This is a genomic window from Micromonospora matsumotoense, from assembly GCF_050951065.1.
GTDB lineage: Bacteria > Actinomycetota > Actinomycetes > Mycobacteriales > Micromonosporaceae > Micromonospora > Micromonospora matsumotoensis.
In genome coordinates this window covers 582,864-600,722 of sequence record NZ_CP192025.1, presented here as the reverse complement: position 1 = coordinate 600,722, position 17,859 = coordinate 582,864, and the positions used below count along the sequence as shown (strand labels likewise).

General features: G+C 72.7%; 17 protein-coding genes. 7 read left to right on the top strand and 10 right to left on the bottom strand.

Annotated elements, in window-relative coordinates; all coding sequences use genetic code 11:
* Positions 1-91: 91 nt before the first annotated feature.
* Complete coding sequence (locus tag ACQP1S_RS02910; protein WP_357887983.1) at positions 92-1,570, bottom strand: NCS2 family permease; 1,479 nt, start codon at positions 1,568-1,570, stop codon at positions 92-94.
* 89 nt (positions 1,571-1,659) lie between these two features.
* Between ACQP1S_RS02910 and ACQP1S_RS02905 the strand changes: the two genes are divergently transcribed.
* The gene (locus ACQP1S_RS02905; protein WP_091244731.1) at positions 1,660-1,917 is read left to right on the top strand and encodes a DUF2530 domain-containing protein; all 258 of its coding nucleotides are present in this window, start codon (positions 1,660-1,662) and stop codon (positions 1,915-1,917) included.
* Positions 1,918-1,987: 70 nt separating this feature from the next.
* Here the strand turns inward: ACQP1S_RS02905 and ACQP1S_RS02900 are convergent, their stop codons facing one another.
* Positions 1,988-2,863, bottom strand: a complete 876-nt coding sequence (locus ACQP1S_RS02900) for a DUF3027 domain-containing protein (protein ID WP_091244728.1) — start codon at positions 2,861-2,863, stop codon at positions 1,988-1,990.
* Positions 2,864-2,949: 86 nt separating this feature from the next.
* Here ACQP1S_RS02900 and ACQP1S_RS02895 point away from each other — a divergent pair, with 86 nt between their 5' ends.
* Positions 2,950-4,704, top strand: a complete 1,755-nt coding sequence (locus ACQP1S_RS02895; protein ID WP_432902665.1) for an MFS transporter — start codon at positions 2,950-2,952, stop codon at positions 4,702-4,704.
* Complete coding sequence (locus tag ACQP1S_RS02890; protein ID WP_432902662.1) at positions 4,701-5,351, top strand: futalosine hydrolase; 651 nt, start codon at positions 4,701-4,703, stop codon at positions 5,349-5,351. The genes ACQP1S_RS02895 and ACQP1S_RS02890 overlap by 4 nt, the downstream gene beginning before the upstream one ends.
* A 152-nt stretch (positions 5,352-5,503) precedes the next feature.
* On the opposite strand, the gene ACQP1S_RS02885 is transcribed toward ACQP1S_RS02890, so the two are convergent.
* Together ACQP1S_RS02885 and ACQP1S_RS02880 are read right to left on the bottom strand one after the other, a co-directional pair.
* On the bottom strand, positions 5,504-6,388 hold the full coding sequence (locus ACQP1S_RS02885) for a helix-turn-helix domain-containing protein (RefSeq protein WP_432902659.1): 885 nt from the start codon (positions 6,386-6,388) through the stop codon (positions 5,504-5,506).
* A gap of 473 nt (positions 6,389-6,861) precedes the next feature.
* Positions 6,862-7,323, bottom strand: a complete 462-nt coding sequence (locus ACQP1S_RS02880) for a tetratricopeptide repeat protein (RefSeq protein WP_363669941.1) — start codon at positions 7,321-7,323, stop codon at positions 6,862-6,864.
* Between the two features lie 490 nt (positions 7,324-7,813).
* On the opposite strand from ACQP1S_RS02880, the gene ACQP1S_RS02875 reads away from it, so the two are divergent.
* Positions 7,814-8,773 (top strand): 1,4-dihydroxy-6-naphthoate synthase, encoded by a 960-nt coding sequence (locus tag ACQP1S_RS02875; RefSeq protein WP_432902655.1) that lies wholly within the window; start codon positions 7,814-7,816, stop codon positions 8,771-8,773.
* Here the strand turns inward: ACQP1S_RS02875 and ACQP1S_RS02870 are convergent.
* Positions 8,734-9,120, bottom strand: coding sequence for a cold-shock protein (locus tag ACQP1S_RS02870; RefSeq protein ID WP_091244711.1), 387 nt, complete (start codon positions 9,118-9,120; stop codon positions 8,734-8,736). The genes ACQP1S_RS02875 and ACQP1S_RS02870 overlap by 40 nt on opposite strands.
* 28 nt (positions 9,121-9,148) lie before the next feature.
* A complete protein-coding gene (locus tag ACQP1S_RS02865) occupies positions 9,149-9,772 on the bottom strand; it encodes an HAD family hydrolase (protein ID WP_091245282.1) in 624 nt (207 codons plus the stop codon).
* An 84-nt stretch (positions 9,773-9,856) separates the two neighbouring features.
* Between ACQP1S_RS02865 and ACQP1S_RS02860 the strand changes: the two genes are divergently transcribed.
* Positions 9,857-12,322, top strand: a complete 2,466-nt coding sequence (locus ACQP1S_RS02860; protein ID WP_432902652.1) for a helicase-associated domain-containing protein — start codon at positions 9,857-9,859, stop codon at positions 12,320-12,322.
* Positions 12,323-12,406: 84 nt separating this feature from the next.
* Here the strand turns inward: ACQP1S_RS02860 and ACQP1S_RS02855 are convergent, their stop codons facing one another.
* Positions 12,407-12,658 carry a hypothetical protein gene (locus ACQP1S_RS02855; protein WP_432902650.1) on the bottom strand — a complete coding sequence of 84 codons (252 nt, stop codon included), beginning with the start codon at positions 12,656-12,658 and terminating at the stop codon, positions 12,407-12,409.
* Positions 12,659-12,800: 142 nt separating this feature from the next.
* A complete protein-coding gene (locus ACQP1S_RS02850; protein ID WP_432902647.1) occupies positions 12,801-13,691 on the bottom strand; it encodes a L,D-transpeptidase family protein in 891 nt (296 codons plus the stop codon).
* Positions 13,692-13,859: 168 nt separating this feature from the next.
* Here ACQP1S_RS02850 and ACQP1S_RS02845 point away from each other — a divergent pair, with 168 nt between their 5' ends.
* Positions 13,860-15,539, top strand: a complete 1,680-nt coding sequence (locus tag ACQP1S_RS02845; protein ID WP_432902644.1) for a DNA repair helicase XPB — start codon at positions 13,860-13,862, stop codon at positions 15,537-15,539.
* A gap of 99 nt (positions 15,540-15,638) precedes the next feature.
* A complete protein-coding gene (locus ACQP1S_RS02840; protein ID WP_432902641.1) occupies positions 15,639-15,935 on the top strand; it encodes a hypothetical protein in 297 nt (98 codons plus the stop codon).
* 88 nt (positions 15,936-16,023) lie between these two features.
* On the opposite strand, the gene ACQP1S_RS02835 is transcribed toward ACQP1S_RS02840, so the two are convergent.
* Together ACQP1S_RS02835 and ACQP1S_RS02830 are read right to left on the bottom strand one after the other, a co-directional pair.
* Positions 16,024-16,764, bottom strand: a complete 741-nt coding sequence (locus ACQP1S_RS02835; RefSeq protein ID WP_432902638.1) for a hypothetical protein — start codon at positions 16,762-16,764, stop codon at positions 16,024-16,026.
* Positions 16,765-16,874: 110 nt separating this feature from the next.
* Complete coding sequence (locus ACQP1S_RS02830; protein ID WP_432902635.1) at positions 16,875-17,630, bottom strand: TIGR03089 family protein; 756 nt, start codon at positions 17,628-17,630, stop codon at positions 16,875-16,877.
* Positions 17,631-17,859: the final 229 nt, after the last annotated feature.

Sequence of the window (17,859 nt, the reverse complement as noted above, 5' to 3'; positions counted from 1 at the left end):
CATGCGATATGACCATGCTCACGAGGGGAATTCCGCCGCTCCGGGCCGGGCATCCCCGAGGGTCGCCCGGCCCGGAGACCGACGGGTGGCGCTACGCCAGCGCGGACTCGATCGGCCCACGCAGGAAGTACAGCACGAACAGCACCGCCACCGCGTAGAGCAGCGGATGGATCTCCCGCGCCTTCCCCTTGGCCAGCTTGAGCAGCACGTAGCTGATGATGCCCGCGCCGATGCCGTTCGAGATCGAATAGGTGAAGGGCATCAGGGTGATGGTGAGGAACGCCGGGATGGCGATCTCGTAGTCGGTCCAGTCGATGGTCCGCACCGCGGTCATCATCAGGAACCCGACCACCACCAGCGCCGTCGAGGCCGCCTCGAACGGGATCACCGTGGACAGCGGCGACAGGAACATCGCCAGCAGGAACAGACCGCCGGCGACCAGGTTGGCCACCCCGGTCCGGGCACCCTCCGCGACCCCCGAGGCGCTCTCGATGTACGACGTGTTGCTGGAGACGCTCGCCGCGCCACCCGCCGCCGCGGCGATCGAGTCGACCAGCAGGATCTCCTTCGCCCGGGGCGGGGTGCCCTGCTCGTCGAGCATGTCCCCCTCCTGGCCGATCGCGACCATCGTGCCCATCGTGTCGAAGAAATCCGTGATCAACAGGGTGAAGACGAACATCAGCGGGATCAGCCAGCCGGCCCGGCTCCACGAGCCCAGCACGTTGAAGTTGCCCAGCAGCGACAGGTCGGGGATGTCGACGATCCGCTCGGGCAACTTCGGCACGTTCAACGACCAGCCGTGGGGGTTGGGCTTGCCGTCGACGAAGGACGGGCCCACCTTGGCGACCGCCTCCACGATGATCGCCAGTACGGTCGAGGCGAGGATGCCGATCAGGATCGCGCCGCGCACCCGGCGCACCACCAGCACCAGCGTCACCAGCAGGCCGACCACGAAGACCAGCATCGGCCAGCTGACGATCTTGCCGTTGATGCCGAGCCCCACCGGCACGGTGCTGTTCGCCGCGTCCGGCACCCGCCGGACGAAACCGGCGTCGACCAGCCCGATGATGGTCAGGAACAGCCCGATGCCCACCCCGATCGCGGTCTTGAGCTGCGTCGGGACCGAGCGGAACACCGCCGTACGCAGACCGGTGAGCACGAGGATCGCGATGAGCACACCCTCGATCACCACCAGCCCCATCGCGTCCGCCCAGGTCATCTGCGGGGCGATCTCGAACGCGACAAGCGCGTTCACCCCCAGGCCGGCGGCCAGCGCCATCGGGAACCGCCCGACGACCCCCATCAGGATCGTCATCAGGCCGGCCACCAGCGCGGTCGCCGCGGCCAACGCGGGAATCGAGAGCTTCTGGTCGTCGCCATCGACGGCACCGCCCAGGATCAGCGGGTTCAGCACCACGATGTACGCCATCGTGAAGAAGGTCGCCAGGCCACCCCGTACCTCGCGGCTCATCGTCGAGCCACGGGCGGAGATCTCGAAGAACCGGTCGAAACCGTTCCGGGGGTGGGTGGGATCAGAGGGAATGCCGTTGTCCGGCGGCGCAATGGCCATCAGGTCCTCGCAGGTGATCTACCGTTGTCGCGCGCATCGTCCCAGATCAACGGCAGGCCGGGAAAGTGCTTCGCGGTACGCTTCTGCCCGTGCCGCAGGAGCAACCACCCCGACCCGAGCCACTCGACCCGTCGATGGTCCCGCTCGCGGTGGCCGGACTGATCGCCTGGGCGGTGGTCGGCCTGCTGATGCTGGTCTTCTTCCGTGACTGGCTCACCGAACACGGCCACCAGGACTGGCTCTGGACCTGTCTGGCCGGGTTCCTGTGGGGCTTTCCCGGTCTGGCCGTGATGATGCGGCACGACGCACACCGCCGTCGCCGTCGGGCGTCCGCCCGGCAGGACTGACCGGTCCGCGCACCGGCGACCGGAACGCCGAAACCACGCCGACCCACCAGCCCGCGGGCCGGCCCTGTGGTCAGGAGTGGCGCGAAGGCTCCACCGGCTCGGACGGCTCCATCAGCTCGTACGGCTCCACCGAGTCCGACAGCTCCACCGGGTCGGCCGGCCCGCTGACCGTCATCGACTCGACCGCGCTGTCGTCGTACACCGTCGGGAGCTCGTCGATCGCCGGCTCGGCGGTCTCCACCAGGGTCTCCGAGTGCGCGCCGCAGCCGTGCTCGGCGCTGACCACCCGACCGTCGTCCGGGGCGTAGAAGTTGCCACAGGCCCCGAACGCCTGCCGCAGCGCACCGGCCAGCGGCAGATAGAAGCCGCAGGTGCCGCAGCGCGCCGAGGCGGGGGCAGCGGTGGAGATCGGCGCGGACGGGCCGTGGTCCCCGTCGTACCAGCGCTGGGCCGCCTCGGCCCGCCCCTCCCGGGACAGCACCCGGGGCCGACCGAGGCCCAACTCCCAGGAGGTCTCCTCGACCGCCGGGTCGTCGGAGAGCAGGTAGCCGGGGGCGAGCCGGTCGTCGTCCGACGGGGTGAGGAGCAGGTCGCCGGGGCCGAGGTCGCCCGGCTGGAGGCGTTCCTGCCACGGCAGCCAGCCGGGCGCGAGCAGCGCGTCCGAGCCGGGCAGCAGCACGGTCTCACAGACGGTGACCTGCCGGCTGCGCGCGACCCGGGTGACGGTCACCGCCCAGCGCCAACCCCGGTAACCACCGAGCAGACATTCGAAATAGTGGGTGACGACCCGGTCACCTTCGGCGACGACCCGCAGGTGGTCACCGATGTCGGCGGGCTCCACCTCGGTGATGGCGTCGCGGGCCACCTCGACGGCGGCGGCGCAGACCTGGTCGAGGCGGGCGGCACGGGCGGGAGCGGGCCTGGTCACCAGACCATTGTTCCCCATGCACGACACGCACCGACAGGCACTCCCCGAGTGAGTCTTCCCCCGTGGTGCGGCACACCTGGATCAGATGGGCAAGGATGGTGCACATGCCGCTGTTCTCCCGCTCCGGGCGGTCCGTGATGGGACGGACCGTCGGCACCGGCATCCGCGCCACCCGCCTGCTGCTGCGCGGCTCGGTCAACGGCGGACGCTGGATGACCCGACGGGCCGGTTCGGCCCGCGCGAAGGGCGCCGGCGGCGAGACCGGCATGGTCCGCCTCTTCGACCTGCACGCCGTCTCCTGCGCCGGGGACACGTTGATCGCCATCGGCCTGGCCGGGACCATCTTCTTCGACGTCCCGCTCGGTGAGGCACGCAGCAAGGTGGCGCTGTACCTGCTGGTCACGATGGTGCCGTTCGCGATGCTGGCACCCGTGGTCGGCCCACTGCTCGACCATTTCCGGCACGGCCGCCGGTACGCGCTGGCCACCACCATGCTCGGTCGGGCGTTCCTGGCCTGGCTGATCTCGGACTACATCGGCAGCCTGGGGCTCTACCCCGCCGCATTCGGGGTGCTGGCGCTGTCCCGGGCGTACGGGGTGGCCCGTTCCGCCGCCGTACCCCGGTTGCTGCCGGAGGGCCTCGGACTCTCCCAGGTGGGGGCGCGGGCCAGCGTCTACGGCACGGTGGCCGGGGCGTTGGTGGTCCCGCTGGGGCTGGCGGCGTTCTGGTTCGGGCCGCAGTGGCCGCTCCGGGTCGCCTCGGTCATCTTCCTGGTCGGCATGGTGATCGCGCTGCGGCTGCCGCCCCGCGCGGACTCCGAACCGCCGGAGCGGGTGCCCCGACCGCTGCGGGCGCTGCGCCGCAAGGGGGACCGCCCGTTGGGCCGGGGGCGGCCGGCGGGCCGGCTGGTCATCGCCACCCTGATCGGTGCCGCGGGGGTCCGCGCGCTCTACGGTTTCCTCCTGCTCTTCCTGGCGTTCGCGCTCAAGAAGGGCGACCTGACCAATGACCTCTTCGGTCGCCAGCTCAGCGACCAGGCGGCCCTGGGCATCATCGGCGGGGCGCTGGCGATCGGCGGCTTCCTGGCCACCGCGGTCGGCACCCGGCTGCGTATCCACCGGCCGGCGGCGATCCAGTCCAGCACGATGATCATCGTGGCCGGGGTGGGCATCCTGACCGTGCTGAAGTTCTCACTGCCGATGGTGGCGCTGTTCTGCCTGGTCGCAGCCCTGTCCAGCGGAATCGCCAAGCTCGCCGTCGACGCCTCGATCCAGGAACGTATTCCCGAACGGCTGCGGGCCAGCTCCTTCGCCCACTCCGAGACCGCCCTGATGCTCGCCTTCGTCGCCGGTGGTGGGCTCGGCCTCGTCCCGTTCGAGGGCCGGATCGGCATCGCCGTCGCCGCCGGGGTGGGCGTCCTCGCCGCGGCGCGCGGGATCGTCGTCGCCCGCCGGCTGCGCGCCGAACGACTGCTGGGCCGACCGTTGACCGACGAGGAGTTGGCCGTCCAGGACCGGGCCGACGCCGCTGCCGCGCGGACGGCCGACCCGGCCCCCGGGGTGACCGAACCGGCCGACACCGCCGCCGGCTCCACCGACACCACTGCCGGTCGTTCGGCCGGCGCTCGGGCCGACCTGACCACCGGTCACCTGGCCGACAGCGCCGCCGACGAGGCGACCGAGGCGGCGGCCCGGGCCGCACCGACCTCACCGGCACCGAACGGGGCGGCCGGCGTCGAGCGTCACGACGACGGGCTGGCCCCGCCGGGATACCACATCTACCGCCCGTCCTCGGCGGTCCCGGGCAACGGCAGCAACGCCGATGACCAGCCGCAGCAGTCGCCGGGGTCGGTGTCGTGACGGGTCTGCTGGTGCTGACCGCCGTACCGGCCGAGGCGGAGGCCGTCCGGGCCGGGCTGACCGATCCGACGGTGACGGTCCGGGCGATCGGCGTGGGCCCGGCCGTGGCCGGCGCCACCACGGCCCGGCTGCTGGCCCTGGCCGAGGCCGCCGGCCGTCCGTACCGGGCGGTGGTCAGCGCGGGGATCGCCGGTGGCTTCGCCGGTCGGGCCCCGGTCGGCGGAACGGTGCTCGCCTCCCGCAGCGTCGCTGCGGACCTCGGGGCCGAGTCGCCGACCGGCTTCATCCCCGTCGACGAGCTGGGCATGCCTGCGGAACTGCTCGGTGGCGGCCCCACCATCGACACCGACCCGGCGCTGCTGGGCGCGCTGCGCGCCGCCCTCCCGGCGGCCGTCGTCGGGGCGGTGCTGACGGTCAGCACGGTCACCGGCACCGCCGCGAGCACCACCGCCCTGGCGGACCGGCATCCCGACGCGGTGGCCGAGGCCATGGAGGGGTACGCGGTGGCGGTCGCCGCCGCGCAGGCCGGCATCCCCTTCGCCGAGCTGCGTACCGTCTCGAACCCGATCGGGCCCCGGGACCGCGACGGCTGGCGGATGCGCGAGGCGTTCACCGCCCTGACCCGGGCGGCCCACGCGCTGTCCTGACGGATACGCCCGAGCACTGTACCGGCGGACGCGAACTCGGCCGGCGGCCCAGCGGACGCGGTGCAGGCGGGCGCAGCTCGGGCGGGCCCGGGCCCAGGCGGGCGGTGCCCGGCGGATGTGGCCGGGGGCTACGCCGGTCGAGATGCCGGGGGTTACGCCGGCCGAGGGGGTCGGGGCGTGGGACCGGTCGGGCGTTCCAGGGACATGGCGAGGGGACGACCGGCGGCCACCCGGAAGCCGCAGGACGCCAGGAAACAGCTGCTGAGGTGGTCCTCGACCACCGTGTGGACCAAGCCGATGCCCATGTCCTCCATCCGCTGCACCATGGCCGCCACCAGCCGGCCACCGCTGCCGATCCGACGATGCCCGACCGCGACCAGCACTCCGTCGAGTACCAGCTGGCGTGGCCAGTCCAGGTCCTCGTCGTAGACCAGGTGCAGGTCACGCTCGTGGGCGCGCAGCTCCCCGAGCAGGGTGCCGTCGGGCAGCTCGGCGACGAAACGCCAGCCCGTCGAGGGCCGCCCGTCACCGATCACCCAGCGGACCGCTGCGTCCCGACGGACCCGCTCCGCCATCCGCCGCCGGTCCCGGTAACCCCGGTTCCGCTCGTACGCCGCTGGCGGCAACCGCAGCGGCCACAGCGGCGGCGGCAGGTTGTACCAGTCCGCCCACCAGGCACCCGGCCAGTCCTTCGGCTCCCGCACCGGCCAGACGTCGAGGTGGGCCGGATAGCGCCGACCGGCGGTGTCCCGCAGGTCGTCGTGCGGCACCGGCGGCAGTGCGCGGGTCGCCTCGGCAGTCAATGCCTCAGCGGCGGCGGTGGGCAGTGAGATCGTCAGGGTCCCGCCGACCGCCCGCACCAGACGCTCGACCGTGTGGAACCGTGGGTCGTTCGCCCTGCCGGACTCGATCCGGGCGATGGTCGCCTGGGGCACCCCGGAGCGCGTGGCCAGCTCCCGCTGACTCAGGTCGGCCTCGCGGCGCAGCGCCCGGACCGTCCGGCCCAGGTCGGCGAGCAGGGCATCCTCCGTGGTCACCACACCATGCTCCCGCCGTGTCGGCACAGTTTCCACAGCCCCACCCCGGGCTGTGGATAACCCTGTGGAAACCCACTGGAGCTGGGGACAAGGTACTGAGGTCGCGCCCTTTCGAGCTGATGACGTTAGCGATTCAGGAATCGACTCTCAGGCATCACTCGTCCGCGTCAGCGGATCTGCCACCCTGTGTCACGGCCTCCTTCGGCACCGGGTTGGCTGCCGGCAGTCCCCCTCGGAGCCACCCGGGAGGAGTGGGGAGACGCCCCGCGGAGCAGCGGCCCGCCCGGTACGACCTGCAGCGGATCACTGTCCCGGCAACCCACGGCTGCTCGCTCACCACCACTCGCCCACGGCCACCCACCCACCCACCGCCATGTACTCACCAACCACCCACCACCAGATACTCACCGCCACCCACCACCAGGTGCTGACGACCGCCCGTCATGGCCGCCAGCCGCAGGGTCTGCGGGGTGCTACTCGTGGGCCAACTGTTGCGTCAGCCGACTCAGGCCGCCCCTGATCAGCTTCCCGTAATCGTCGTCGCCGAGCGCGCCGATCCCCGCCTGCGCGCGTTGGAGACACTCGTGTGCCCGGTCGAGATCCCCGAGCCTGCGGTAGCACTCGCCCAGGTTGAGGTGCAGCGAGGGATACAGGGCTGCGACCGACATGGGTACTCCGGCTCGCGCGACCCGGTCGTCGGTGAGCAGGTCCGCCGCTGCAAGGGCGCGCTGGTCCCAGACCAACTCCTGTTGGACGTCCTCCTGCACATCGGCCATCGAGTGCGCGAGTACGCAGACGTGCAGGGGGTCGCCACGCTCCCCGCCGATCTCGTCCCAGATCTGGGCGAACAGGTCGCGAGCAGCCTCGGGCCGACCCTGACCATGGTGCAGCTGCACACCCTCGTTGATGCGGGCCAGCGTGTCATCGACGGTCATCGACTACTCCTGCATCCACCTCACCACCCGCCGTCCCTCCGCCGGCGCGGATGACGATCAGGTCGCGGCCCCGGCGTCCGGCCTAGCCACCCGCTAGGACCGCATCGTCGTCCCGGTTCGATCCGATCACCTCACACCGTAGTACCCGCAGGACCACCGGCAGGACTGAGCATCTGCTCCCGCGCCGACTCGTTAACGTCATCAGCTCGAAAGGGAGCTTGGGCGTACTCCTCGCTCCGCCCGCGCCTGACGAAATCCCGAGCGACCAGCCCGGCCGGACCGTCACAGCGACACGGAACGGAGGCACCATCACACACCACCTGCACAGGTGCCGCGCCGGCACACACCGCACACAGCACGCCAGGAGCGCCGCGCACCGCATACCGGCACCGCAAACAGCGGCCAGCAGCCAAGCGGGGGCCGGGAGCCGGGGAGCGGGGAGCGGGGAGCGGGGAGCGGGGTCACACCCGGGGTGGGGACGGCGGAGGGGATGTCGCAGCGGGGTTACCGTGGGGGCGTGGCGCTCTCCCTGGCGATCTCGCCCTGCCCCAACGACACCTTCGTCTTCGACGCGCTGGTGCACGGCCGGGTGCCGGGTGCGCCGCCGGTCGAGGTGACCTTCGCCGACGTCGACGTCACCAACACCGCCGCCGAACGGGGCGCCTTCGATCTGGTGAAGGTCAGCTACGCCGCGCTTCCGTGGCTGCTCGACGACTATCATCTGCTGCCCTGCGGCGGCGCGCTCGGCCGTGGCTGCGGCCCTCTCGTGCTCACCCGCACCGCCGAGACCCACAAGGCAGGCAGCACCACCCGCGAACGCGCCCACACCGCCCCCGAAACCCGCGATGCCTGGATCACCGCGACCGCCGGGACAGGGCAGGCGGACCGGGTCGACCTGAGCGGGGCCACGGTGGCGGTGCCGGGCGACCGGACCACCGCGTACCTGCTGTTCCGGCTCTGGTCGGCGGGTCGGCCGCCGGCCCGGATCGAGGTGGTGCCGTTCCACGAGATCATGCCCGGCGTCGCGGCCGGCCGCTACGACGCCGGGCTGGTGATCCACGAGGCGCGGTTCACCTATCACCGGCACGGGTTGACCGCGCTGGTGGACCTGGGCGAATGGTGGGAGGCCGACACCGGCCTACCCATCCCGCTCGGGGCGATCCTGGCCCGCAAGGGTGCGGTCGACCCGGTGGCCGCCGCCGGCTGGATCCGCGAGTCGGTACGCCAGGCGTGGGCCGACCCGTCGGCCAGCCGTGGGTACGTGCTCGCGCACGCGCAGGAGATGGAACCCGACGTGGTGGACCGGCACATCGGCCTCTACGTCAACGAGTTCACCGCCGACCTGGGGGACGCGGGGTTCGCCGCCGTGCAGGCGCTGTTGGGCCGGGCCGCCGACGCCGGGCTGGTGCCTCAGACCTCCAACTCGCTGGCCACCGCGTGGACCAACTGAGCGACCTTCTGCGCCGTCTTGCGGTCGGGGAAGCGACCCCGGCGCAGGTCCGGCTGGACCTTCGCCTCCAGCACCTTGATCATGTCTTCGACCAGACCGTGCAGCTCCTCGGCCGGCCGGCGGCGCAACTCCGCCATGGACGGCGGGGCGTCCAGCAGCTTGACCCCCATCGCCTGGGCGCCCCGTCGGCTGTCCACCACGCTGAAGTCGACCCGTTGACCACCCTTGAGGTCGGTGACACCCGCCGGCAGCGCGCCCTTCGGCAGGAACACGTCGCCACCCTCGTCGCTCGTGACGAACCCGTATCCCTTGGCCGCGTCATACCACTTCACTCGACCCGTCGGCACCTTGGAACCCCTGCTTCACTCGATACGACTACTGCTCCAAGGCTAGCCCGATGATCCGGTCCAGCGCCGCCGGGAATCCGGTGAGGTCGTCGAGCACGACCTGCGCCCCGGCGGCGCGCAGGTCGTCCGCCGGGCAGGGGCCGGTGGCCACCGCCACCCCCGGGATGCCGGCCGCCCCGGCCGCCACCATGTCCGCCACGTGGTCACCGACGTAGAGGGCGGCACCGTGCTCCCGCAACGACGTCGCCTTCTCCTCGGCGAACAGGTCCCCGGCCAACTCGTCGACCGCCAGCCCGAGGTGGTCCAGGTGCAGCCGGGCCAACCGGCCGATCTTGGAGGTGACGACCATCACCCGGCCGCCGTGCGCGTGCACCGCGTCGACCGCCTCCCGGGCACCGGGCATCGGCACCGACGGGGTGATCGCGTACGCCGGGTACAGCTCCCGGTAGAGGGTCACCGCCTCCTCGACCCGCTCGGCCGGAAACCAGTGGGCGAGCTCGGTGCGCAGCGGCGGGCCGAGCCGGGAGACGGCCAGTTCGGCGTCGACCGGCACGCCCGTGCGGGCGGTGAGCGCCCGGTAGGCGGCGGCGATGCCGGGGCGGGAGTCGATCAGGGTCATGTCGAGGTCGAAACCGACCATCAGCGCGGACATCATGCGAAGGTACCCGGACAGGTCAGCCCGAGCCGGACGTCCGGGGGGCGCAATCGCCCGACTGCGGGCTAGCGTGGAACGACGATGACCACCTCACTCGCCGACCAGCTGCGCGCGCTGCCCGACGAGGCGCTCGCCGCACTGCTCCAGCTGCGGCCCGACCTCGTCGTACCGGTGCCGGCCGACGTCTCCGCGCTCGCCCTGCGGGCCGAGTCGCGGGTGTCGGTCGCCCGCGCGCTCGACGGGCTGGACCAGTTCACCCTCCAGATCCTCGACGCCGCCCGACTCACCCGGGATCCCTCGGACGGCACCACCTCCACCGACGCGGTGCTCGCCATGGCCACCGCCGGACCGCACCCGCCCGCCCCGACCACCGTCCGGAGCGCGGTCGACCGGCTCCGCGCCCGGTTCCTGCTGTACGGCCCGGAGCAGGCGCTCCGGGTCGCCGGCAGCGTGGACGAACTCGCCCCGTACCCGGCAGGTCTGGGTCGGTCGGCGCAGGAGCTGGACCTACGGACGGCGGCGCTCTGCGCGGACGCCGCGAAGCTGCGCCGGACGCTGCTCGCCGCGCCCCCGTCGGCGCGGGCGATCCTGGACCGGCTCGCCGCCGGCCCGCCGGTCGGCAGCGTGCCGCCGGGCTCGCTCCAGGCACCGGCGCTCGGCGCGGAGGGCGACCTGCCGCCGGACCCCACCAACGGTGGCGCCCCGACCGGGTCGCCGGTGCGCTGGCTGGTCGAGGCCCGGCTGCTGGTGGCGGTCTCCCCCGGGACGGTCGAGCTGCCCCGCGAGGTGGGGTTGCTGCTGCGCCGGGACACCGGCCCGCTCGGGTCGCTGCGGGCCAGCCCGCCGCCGGTCGACGCACCTCCCCGGGAAGCGAAGGCCGCCGACTCCGCCGGGGTCGGGCAGACCATGGAGGTGGTACGGCACACCGAGGCGCTGCTGGAGGCGCTGGCCACCGAGCCGGCACCGGTGCTGCGGTCCGGCGGGGTCGGGGTCCGCGACCTGCGCCGCCTGGCCCGCTCGGTGGCCCTGGACGAGCCGACGACCGCGCTCCTGGTCGAGGTGGCGTACGCGGCCGGCCTCCTGGGTGAGCTGGACCTGCCCGCCGCCGCCAGCCGGTACGGCGGCGAGCAGCAGGTGCTGCCCACCGGGGCGTACGAGGTGTGGCGGGCGATGTCGCTGGCCCACCGCTGGGAGCAGTTGGCCCGGGCGTGGTTGACGATGAGCCGGCAGGCCGGCCTGGTGGGGCAGCGCGACGACCGGGACCGGCCGATCAGTGTGCTCTCCGCCGAGGCGGAACGGGCCGGTGCGCCGGCCGCCCGCCGGGCGGTGCTCGGGGTGCTGGCCGATCTGGAACCGGCCACCGCCCCCACCGCCGAGGAGGTGCTGGCGCTGCTCGACTGGCGGGCGCCCCGGCGCAGCAGGGGGCGGGAGGCCGCGCACCGGGAGGTGCTGACCGAGGCGGCCCGGCTCGGGGTGACCGGCCTCGGCGCGCTCACCTCGTACGGGCGGCTGCTGCTCGCCGGGGTCACGGAGCCCGATGAGCGGGGCGGGGACGACCCGCTGGGGTTGCGCGCCGACACCGAGAGCGGCGACCCGTCGGGCACGGTGCGGGCGCTCGACGCCCTGCTTCCCGCCCCGGTCGACCATTTCCTGGTGCAGGCCGACCTGAGCGTGGTGGTGCCCGGCCCACCGGACCCGACGCTGGCCGGCGAGCTGGAGGCGGTGACCGAGCCGGAGTCCGCGGGTGGGGCCAGCGTGCACCGGGTCACCACGGCCAGCATCCGGCGGGCCCTGGACGCCGGTTACACCGCCGACGACCTGCACGAACTGTTCCGCCGCCGGTCGCGTACCCCGATCCCGCAGGGGTTGACCTATCTGGTGGACGATGTGGCCCGTCAGCACGGCGGGTTGCGGGTCGGCTCCGCCGGTGGGTACGTGCGCAGTGACGACGAGGCGCTCCTCGCGGAGGTGCTGGCCGACCGGCGGTTGACGCCGTTGGCGTTCCGCCGGCTGGCCCCGACGGTGCTCTGCACCTCGTACCAGGTGGGGCGGATGCTGACCGCGCTGCGCGACGCCGGTTACGCCCCGGTGCCGGAGGACGCCAGCGGCACGATGGTGCTGTCCCGGCCCCGGGTCCGGCGGGCCCCGGCCCGGGTGCCGCTGACCGGCCGGGCAGTGGACCCGCTGGCCACGCCCCGGTTGGCGCTGCCCCGGCTGCTCGGTGTGGTGGAGCAGATCCGGCGGGGTGAGGCGGCGGCGCGGGCGGCCCGGCGGGCCCCGGCGGTGGTACGCGGCGGCGCGGCCCGTGCGGCGGCCGGCCCGGTGCCCGCGCACGGTCACGCCGAGGCCCTGGCGGTGCTCCAGCAGGCGGTCCGGGACAAGGCGCTGGTCTGGGTCGGTTACGTCGACGCGCACGGGGCGACGCTGTCCCGGCTGCTGCGGCCGGTGTCGATCGGTGCCGGCTACCTGCGCGCCGAGGACGAGCGGACCGAGATGCTGCACACCTTCGCCCTGCACCGGATCACCGCGGCCGTGCGGGAGGACTGACCGCCCGGCGGCACCGGGCCCGCCCGCCGGACGGCGCTTGCCGGTCGCCTGCCGCCGGTCGCCCGGCCACCGGGCGCACCCGGGTCAGCGGCGGCTGCGGCGTATGGTGCCGATGACGGAGACGATGAGCAGCAGGGCGAAGGTGGTGCCGGCGGCCTCACCGACCGAGTCGATGAAGCCCTGCCGTTGCACCAGCCAGCCGAAGAGGAACCAACCGACGACGGCGATCCCGGCGACGGCGTACCCGACCATGGTGGCCGTGGAGACCTCGTCGGTCGGTGTCACCCGGTCGCCGTGCGACGCGTCCTCGGCGATCATCTCGTGATCGACGGTCATCCCAGCCCTCCCACCCCGTCCGGCCCCCGGCTTCCAGGGTGGCACCCGGTTGCCAGGACGGACAGGGGGAAACACCCCCATCCGGCCCCTATGGACAACTACCGACGGGCCGGACCGAGACGGGCGGGGTGGGACGGGCGGATCAGGTGCCGGGACGGCGGCCGACCAGGACGACCCGGGAGCCGACCTTGCCCAACTCCCACCAGCGCACCGCGTCGGCGTGCAGCAGGTTGACGCAGCCGTGCGAGCCGATCCCCGCGTTGTGCAGGTAGGTGGTGGTCTCGTGGAAGCCGATCCCGCCGTTGAAGCGCTGCCAGTAGGGCAGCCACACCTCGTACGGGTTGGACCACTCCTTGAGGTTGCGCAGGTTCACCTTGTAGGTGCCGGCGGGGGTGGCGTAGCCGGCCATTCCGGTCCGGGTGACGGTGGGCTTGGCGACCACCTTGCCGTCGCGCATCACCCAGGTGGTCTGCCGGGTCAGGTCGACGCAGAAGGTGGTGCCGGAGCCGGCGGAGCAGCGCTTGACGTCGGTGGTGGCCAGGCGCTTCGCCACGTCGAGCGTCAACGGGCCGGCGCGACCCTCGGCCGGACGGATGTCGTACCGCTGCTGGAACTTCTTGATCGCGGCGCAGTCGGCGTCGGTCTGCCGACCGTCCACGGTGAGCGTGCCGAACCCGCCCAGCCGGGCCAGGTACGTCTCCACCTCACGCTGGTGTTCGCCGAGTTGGCAGCGGGTCAGGTTGGCCTTCGTCGGGGTGGGCGCGCGGCGTCCCTTCGACGGTTTCGGGGTCTTGGTGGCGCGGGCCTTCGGCTGTGACTTCGCCTTGGGCCGGGGCTTCTTGTCGGACCCGGTCAGCTGGTCGGGCAGGGAGGCGGCACCCGCCCCCGTTACCTGTTCCGCACTGCCGACCGGGGCGAGCCCTCCTCCAGTGCCACCCGGGTCGGCCTGCGGATCGGACGCGCACCCACCGGCGCCGACCAGCATGACCATGGCCAGGGCGACGACCCGGGCTCTGTGGCGGACCTGCATCATGTGCCTCCCCGGATCGGTCGTCCCACTGGTAGACGTGTGTCCTCTGGGAAACGTTGCACCCATTGCGAAGATTTTCTGGCAGTCTCCCACCCCCGTGCAACACTGGATGGTCGACCTGCGGCGGGATTCGCCGCTGATCGGGGAATCCGGCCGAGGAGAGGACCTGGCGTGAGCGGTGGACCACTGATCGTGCAGTCCGACAAGACGCTGCTGCTGGAGATCGACCACCCGGACGCGCAGTCCTGCCGGATGGCGATCGCGCCCTTCGCCGAGCTGGAGCGTTCCCCGGAGCACGTGCACACCTACCGGCTCACCCCGCTGGGCCTGTGGAACGCCCGCGCCGCCGGCCACGACGCCGAGGCGGTGGTCGACGCGCTGCTGAAGTTCAGCCGCTATCCGGTGCCGCACGCGCTGCTGGTCGACGTGGCCGACACGATGGACCGGTACGGCCGCCTCCAGCTCGCCAACGACCCGGCGTACGGCCTGGTGCTGCGCGGGTTGGACCGGATGGTGCTGATCGAGGTCGCCAAGAGCAAGAAGCTCGCCGGGATGCTCGGCGACAAGATCGACGACGACACGATCCGGGTGCACCCGTCCGAGCGGGGTCGACTCAAGCAGGCGCTGCTCAAGCTGGGCTGGCCGGCGGAGGACCTGGCCGGGTACGTCGACGGCGAGGCGCACCCGATCGAGCTGGCCGAGGCCGGCAAGGACGGCGGCAAGCCGTGGACGTTGCGGTCCTACCAGCGGGAGGCGGTGGAGGCGTTCTGGGCCGGCGGGTCCGGGGTGGTGGTGCTGCCCTGCGGCGCGGGCAAGACCATGGTCGGCGCGGCGGCGATGGCCGAGGCGAAGGCGACCACGCTGATCCTGGTCACCAACACGGTCGCCGGCCGGCAGTGGAAGCGGGAGCTGATCGCCCGCACCTCGCTCACCGAGGAGGAGATCGGGGAATACTCCGGCGAGCGCAAGGAGATCCGTCCGGTCACCATCGCCACGTACCAGGTGCTCACCTCGCGGCGCGGCGGCGCGTTCACCCACCTGGACCTGTTCGGGGCCCGCGACTGGGGCCTGGTCGTCTATGACGAGGTGCACCTGCTGCCCGCGCCGATCTTCCGGTTCACCGCCGACCTCCAGGCCCGCCGCCGGCTGGGCCTGACCGCGACACTGGTCCGCGAGGACGGCCGGGAGGGCGACGTGTTCAGCCTGATCGGCCCCAAGCGGTACGACGCGCCGTGGAAGGACATCGAGTCGCAGGGCTGGATCGCGCCGGCCGAGTGCACCGAGGTCAGGGTCACCCTGACCGACGCGGAGCGGATGTCGTACGCGACGGCGGAGGCCGAGGAGCGCTACCGGATGGCGGCGACCGCCCGCACGAAACTGCCGGTGGTGCGCGCGCTGGTGCAGCGGCACCCCAACGACCAGGTGCTGGTGATCGGCGCCTACATCGACCAGCTCCACCAGCTCGGCGAATACCTCGACGCGCCGATCATCCAGGGTTCCACCACCAACAAGGAGCGGGAGCGGCTGTTCGACGCGTTCCGGTCCGGCGAGCTGCGCACCCTGGTCATCTCGAAGGTCGGCAACTTCTCCATCGACCTGCCCGAGGCGGCGGTGGCGATCCAGGTGTCCGGGACGTTCGGCTCCCGGCAGGAGGAGGCGCAGCGGCTGGGTCGGGTGCTCCGCCCGAAGGCCGACGGGCGGCAGGCGCACTTCTACACGGTGGTCTCCCGGGACACCATCGACACCGAGTACGCCGCGCACCGCCAGCGCTTCCTCGCCGAGCAGGGGTACGCGTACACGATCGTGGACGCCGACGACGTCCTCGGCCCGCCCCTGCCCACTGTCGACTGACCCCGCCCTCGATCCGCGCCTCCTTCGACAGGTTCTGTCTCCCCCGGTGGGTACTGTCCACAGTCGACGCTGGACATCGACCTGTCGAAGGGAATCCGTGTGAAACGCCGACTTCTGCACGCACTGGCGATCGCGATCGTCGTCATCCCGGGCACGGCCGTGGCCGCCTCGCCGGCCTCGGCGAGCGACGCGCCCGGCTACCTGTGCAACCTCACCCAGAACACCTGGCTGCGCGCGGCGCCGCACTCCCACGTGCTCCGTACCCTGACCGCCGGGCGTGGGTTCCGCTGGCACGGCCAGGGCTGGTCCGAGGACAACGACACCTGGATCTACGGCCACGGCGCCGAGGACCCGTCGATGGACGGCTGGGTGCCGGCGAGCAACACCACCTGCTGAGGCCGCCCACCCCTTGATCGCCACCTCGGGGGCGATATGGCGGTGTCGCACGACGTCGGACACCGCCATATCGCCTCCATTGAGTCGATCAAGGGTGCCGACGCGTCGGTGACGCAAACCTCTTGGTCAACTCATCGGTCCGCGTCGTCGAGTCATCAGTCCGCGGTGCCGGCGGGGGTGGTGTCGGGCGGCGGCGCAGCACCAGCCAGGTTGCCAGGATCGCCAGCGAGACCAGCGGCGTCGGATGGCCGAGGACCGTGGCGACGGTGAGATCCACCACGACGCCGACGACGGTGGCGCCGAACACCCAGCGGGGTGCCGTCCCGGCGGAGACCTGCCGGCGGTCCGCTGGCATCCACCGGGTCGTCGACCAGGGCTTGGCGATCGACACCCACGCCTGGAAGGCGATCGCGCCGGCCATCAGGCCCGAGCCCACGGCCATCGGCAGGGTCGGGCCGGTGGCGCCGGTGGCCGCCGCCGACGCGCTGTCGGCCAGCGCCCCGCTCAGCACGAAGATGCCCAGGTAGAGCTGGACCAGGGTGATCACGAACTTCACCAGCACCCACCAATGCCGGAAGAACCCCCACGGGGTTGCGGCGGCGAGCATGAAGCCGGTGAACGCCGAGGCGTTGGCGAGCGGAGCGAGCAGTCGGCCGTCGAGCAGTTGGGCCATCGAGGTGGCGCTCACGGCCACCGTCGGGCTCCGGGTGGTCAGACTGGTGACCAGCAGCACGAACAGCACCAGGGCCAGGGTCATCCACCCCACCGAGGTGACGACGTGCAGCCAGACGACGAGCTGACGCCACCGGCGTACGGGTCGGGAAGCCATGGGGAAACGCTGCCACCGTCGTACCGCGCCGGCCATCGGTGAAAACCCGCGTCGTCACCACCGACCGTCCTCAGGGGACCCCCTAGGGCGTCGGCCGGCACGCCCCACGGTCAGAGAACCCGGGTGATCCCCTCGGCGTCGAGACGGGCGTCGAGACGGGACCGGTCCAGGTGGCCGCAGACCACCACCGACGCACCCACCGACAGCGGCGCGAGCAGCCACTTCACCGGTTGCTCGTGCTCGGCCGCGTCGACCAGCAGCCGGTCACCGGCGCGCAGGTCGAGTTGCCCGGCGAGTTCTCGGGCGAGCCGCCCCCAGACGGCGTAACTCGTGCCGTCCGGAGTGGCCGGGGCGGCCGGGTGGACGGCGGCGTAGTCGGGCGGGGTGTCGGTGTGCCGGAGCACCTCGACGGACCAGTCGAGCCATCCCGCCGGCACGTCGGCCAACGACCCCGGCCCGGTGCCGACGAGGTAGCGGTGCACCCCGTCGGGTACGTCCTCCAGCCAGTCGTCCAGGCGCTCCGGGGTGACGAACACCGCGTCGTACGGCCGGTCGCCGCCCGGTTCGAGCACCGGCAGCCCGGCGGTGGCGCGCGGTCGGAACGACACCGCCATCCCCACCGACCACGCCCCGAGCAACACCGCAGCGGTACGCCAGTGCGCCGGCAGCAGCACCGCGACCCGGCTGCCCGGCCCCAGCCCGCACCCGTCGCGCAGCAGGCCCGCGGTGCGCGCCGCCCAACCACCGAGCTGACTCGCGGTCAGCGCGGTCCGTTCCCCGGTCGCGTCGTCGTAGTAGGTCAACAGCGGCCGATCGACCTGCTCAGGCACATCGGTCGACGGGGTGACGGCAAGCGGGGCAGCCATCGGGCCTCCTGTCCGGACGGATCGCCTCACCCTACCGGGCCCACCCGCCACCGAAAGGCCCAGCGACGGCCGCCACCAGAGCCGGGTTGCCGGGTTGGTGAACGGTTCCGCGACCGGCGGACAGCAACGGGGAGATTCCCCGACACCGACCGTTCCGGGCTGCCCGAATGGCGGATCACCGATCGCTGGACGTCAATCTACGATCGTCGGGCAGGCTCCTCACCACTCC

What these genes read in the sequence shown, in the direction of transcription:
- ACQP1S_RS02910 (WP_357887983.1), bottom strand. Translation starts at nt 1,570, where the DNA reads ATGGCCATTGCGCCGCCGGACAACGGCATTCCCTCTGATCCCACCCAC.
- ACQP1S_RS02900 (WP_091244728.1), bottom strand. Translation starts at nt 2,863, where the DNA reads ATGGGGAACAATGGTCTGGTGACCAGGCCCGCTCCCGCCCGTGCCGCC.
- ACQP1S_RS02895 (WP_432902665.1), top strand. Translation starts at nt 2,950, where the DNA reads ATGCCGCTGTTCTCCCGCTCCGGGCGGTCCGTGATGGGACGGACCGTC.
- ACQP1S_RS02880 (WP_363669941.1), bottom strand. Translation starts at nt 7,323, where the DNA reads ATGACCGTCGATGACACGCTGGCCCGCATCAACGAGGGTGTGCAGCTG.
- ACQP1S_RS02875 (WP_432902655.1), top strand. Translation starts at nt 7,814, where the DNA reads ATGTCGCAGCGGGGTTACCGTGGGGGCGTGGCGCTCTCCCTGGCGATC.
- ACQP1S_RS02865 (WP_091245282.1), bottom strand. Translation starts at nt 9,772, where the DNA reads ATGTCCGCGCTGATGGTCGGTTTCGACCTCGACATGACCCTGATCGAC.
- ACQP1S_RS02860 (WP_432902652.1), top strand. Translation starts at nt 9,857, where the DNA reads ATGACCACCTCACTCGCCGACCAGCTGCGCGCGCTGCCCGACGAGGCG.
- ACQP1S_RS02855 (WP_432902650.1), bottom strand. Translation starts at nt 12,658, where the DNA reads ATGACCGTCGATCACGAGATGATCGCCGAGGACGCGTCGCACGGCGAC.
- ACQP1S_RS02850 (WP_432902647.1), bottom strand. Translation starts at nt 13,691, where the DNA reads ATGATGCAGGTCCGCCACAGAGCCCGGGTCGTCGCCCTGGCCATGGTC.
- ACQP1S_RS02835 (WP_432902638.1), bottom strand. Translation starts at nt 16,764, where the DNA reads ATGGCTTCCCGACCCGTACGCCGGTGGCGTCAGCTCGTCGTCTGGCTG.
- ACQP1S_RS02830 (WP_432902635.1), bottom strand. Translation starts at nt 17,630, where the DNA reads ATGGCTGCCCCGCTTGCCGTCACCCCGTCGACCGATGTGCCTGAGCAG.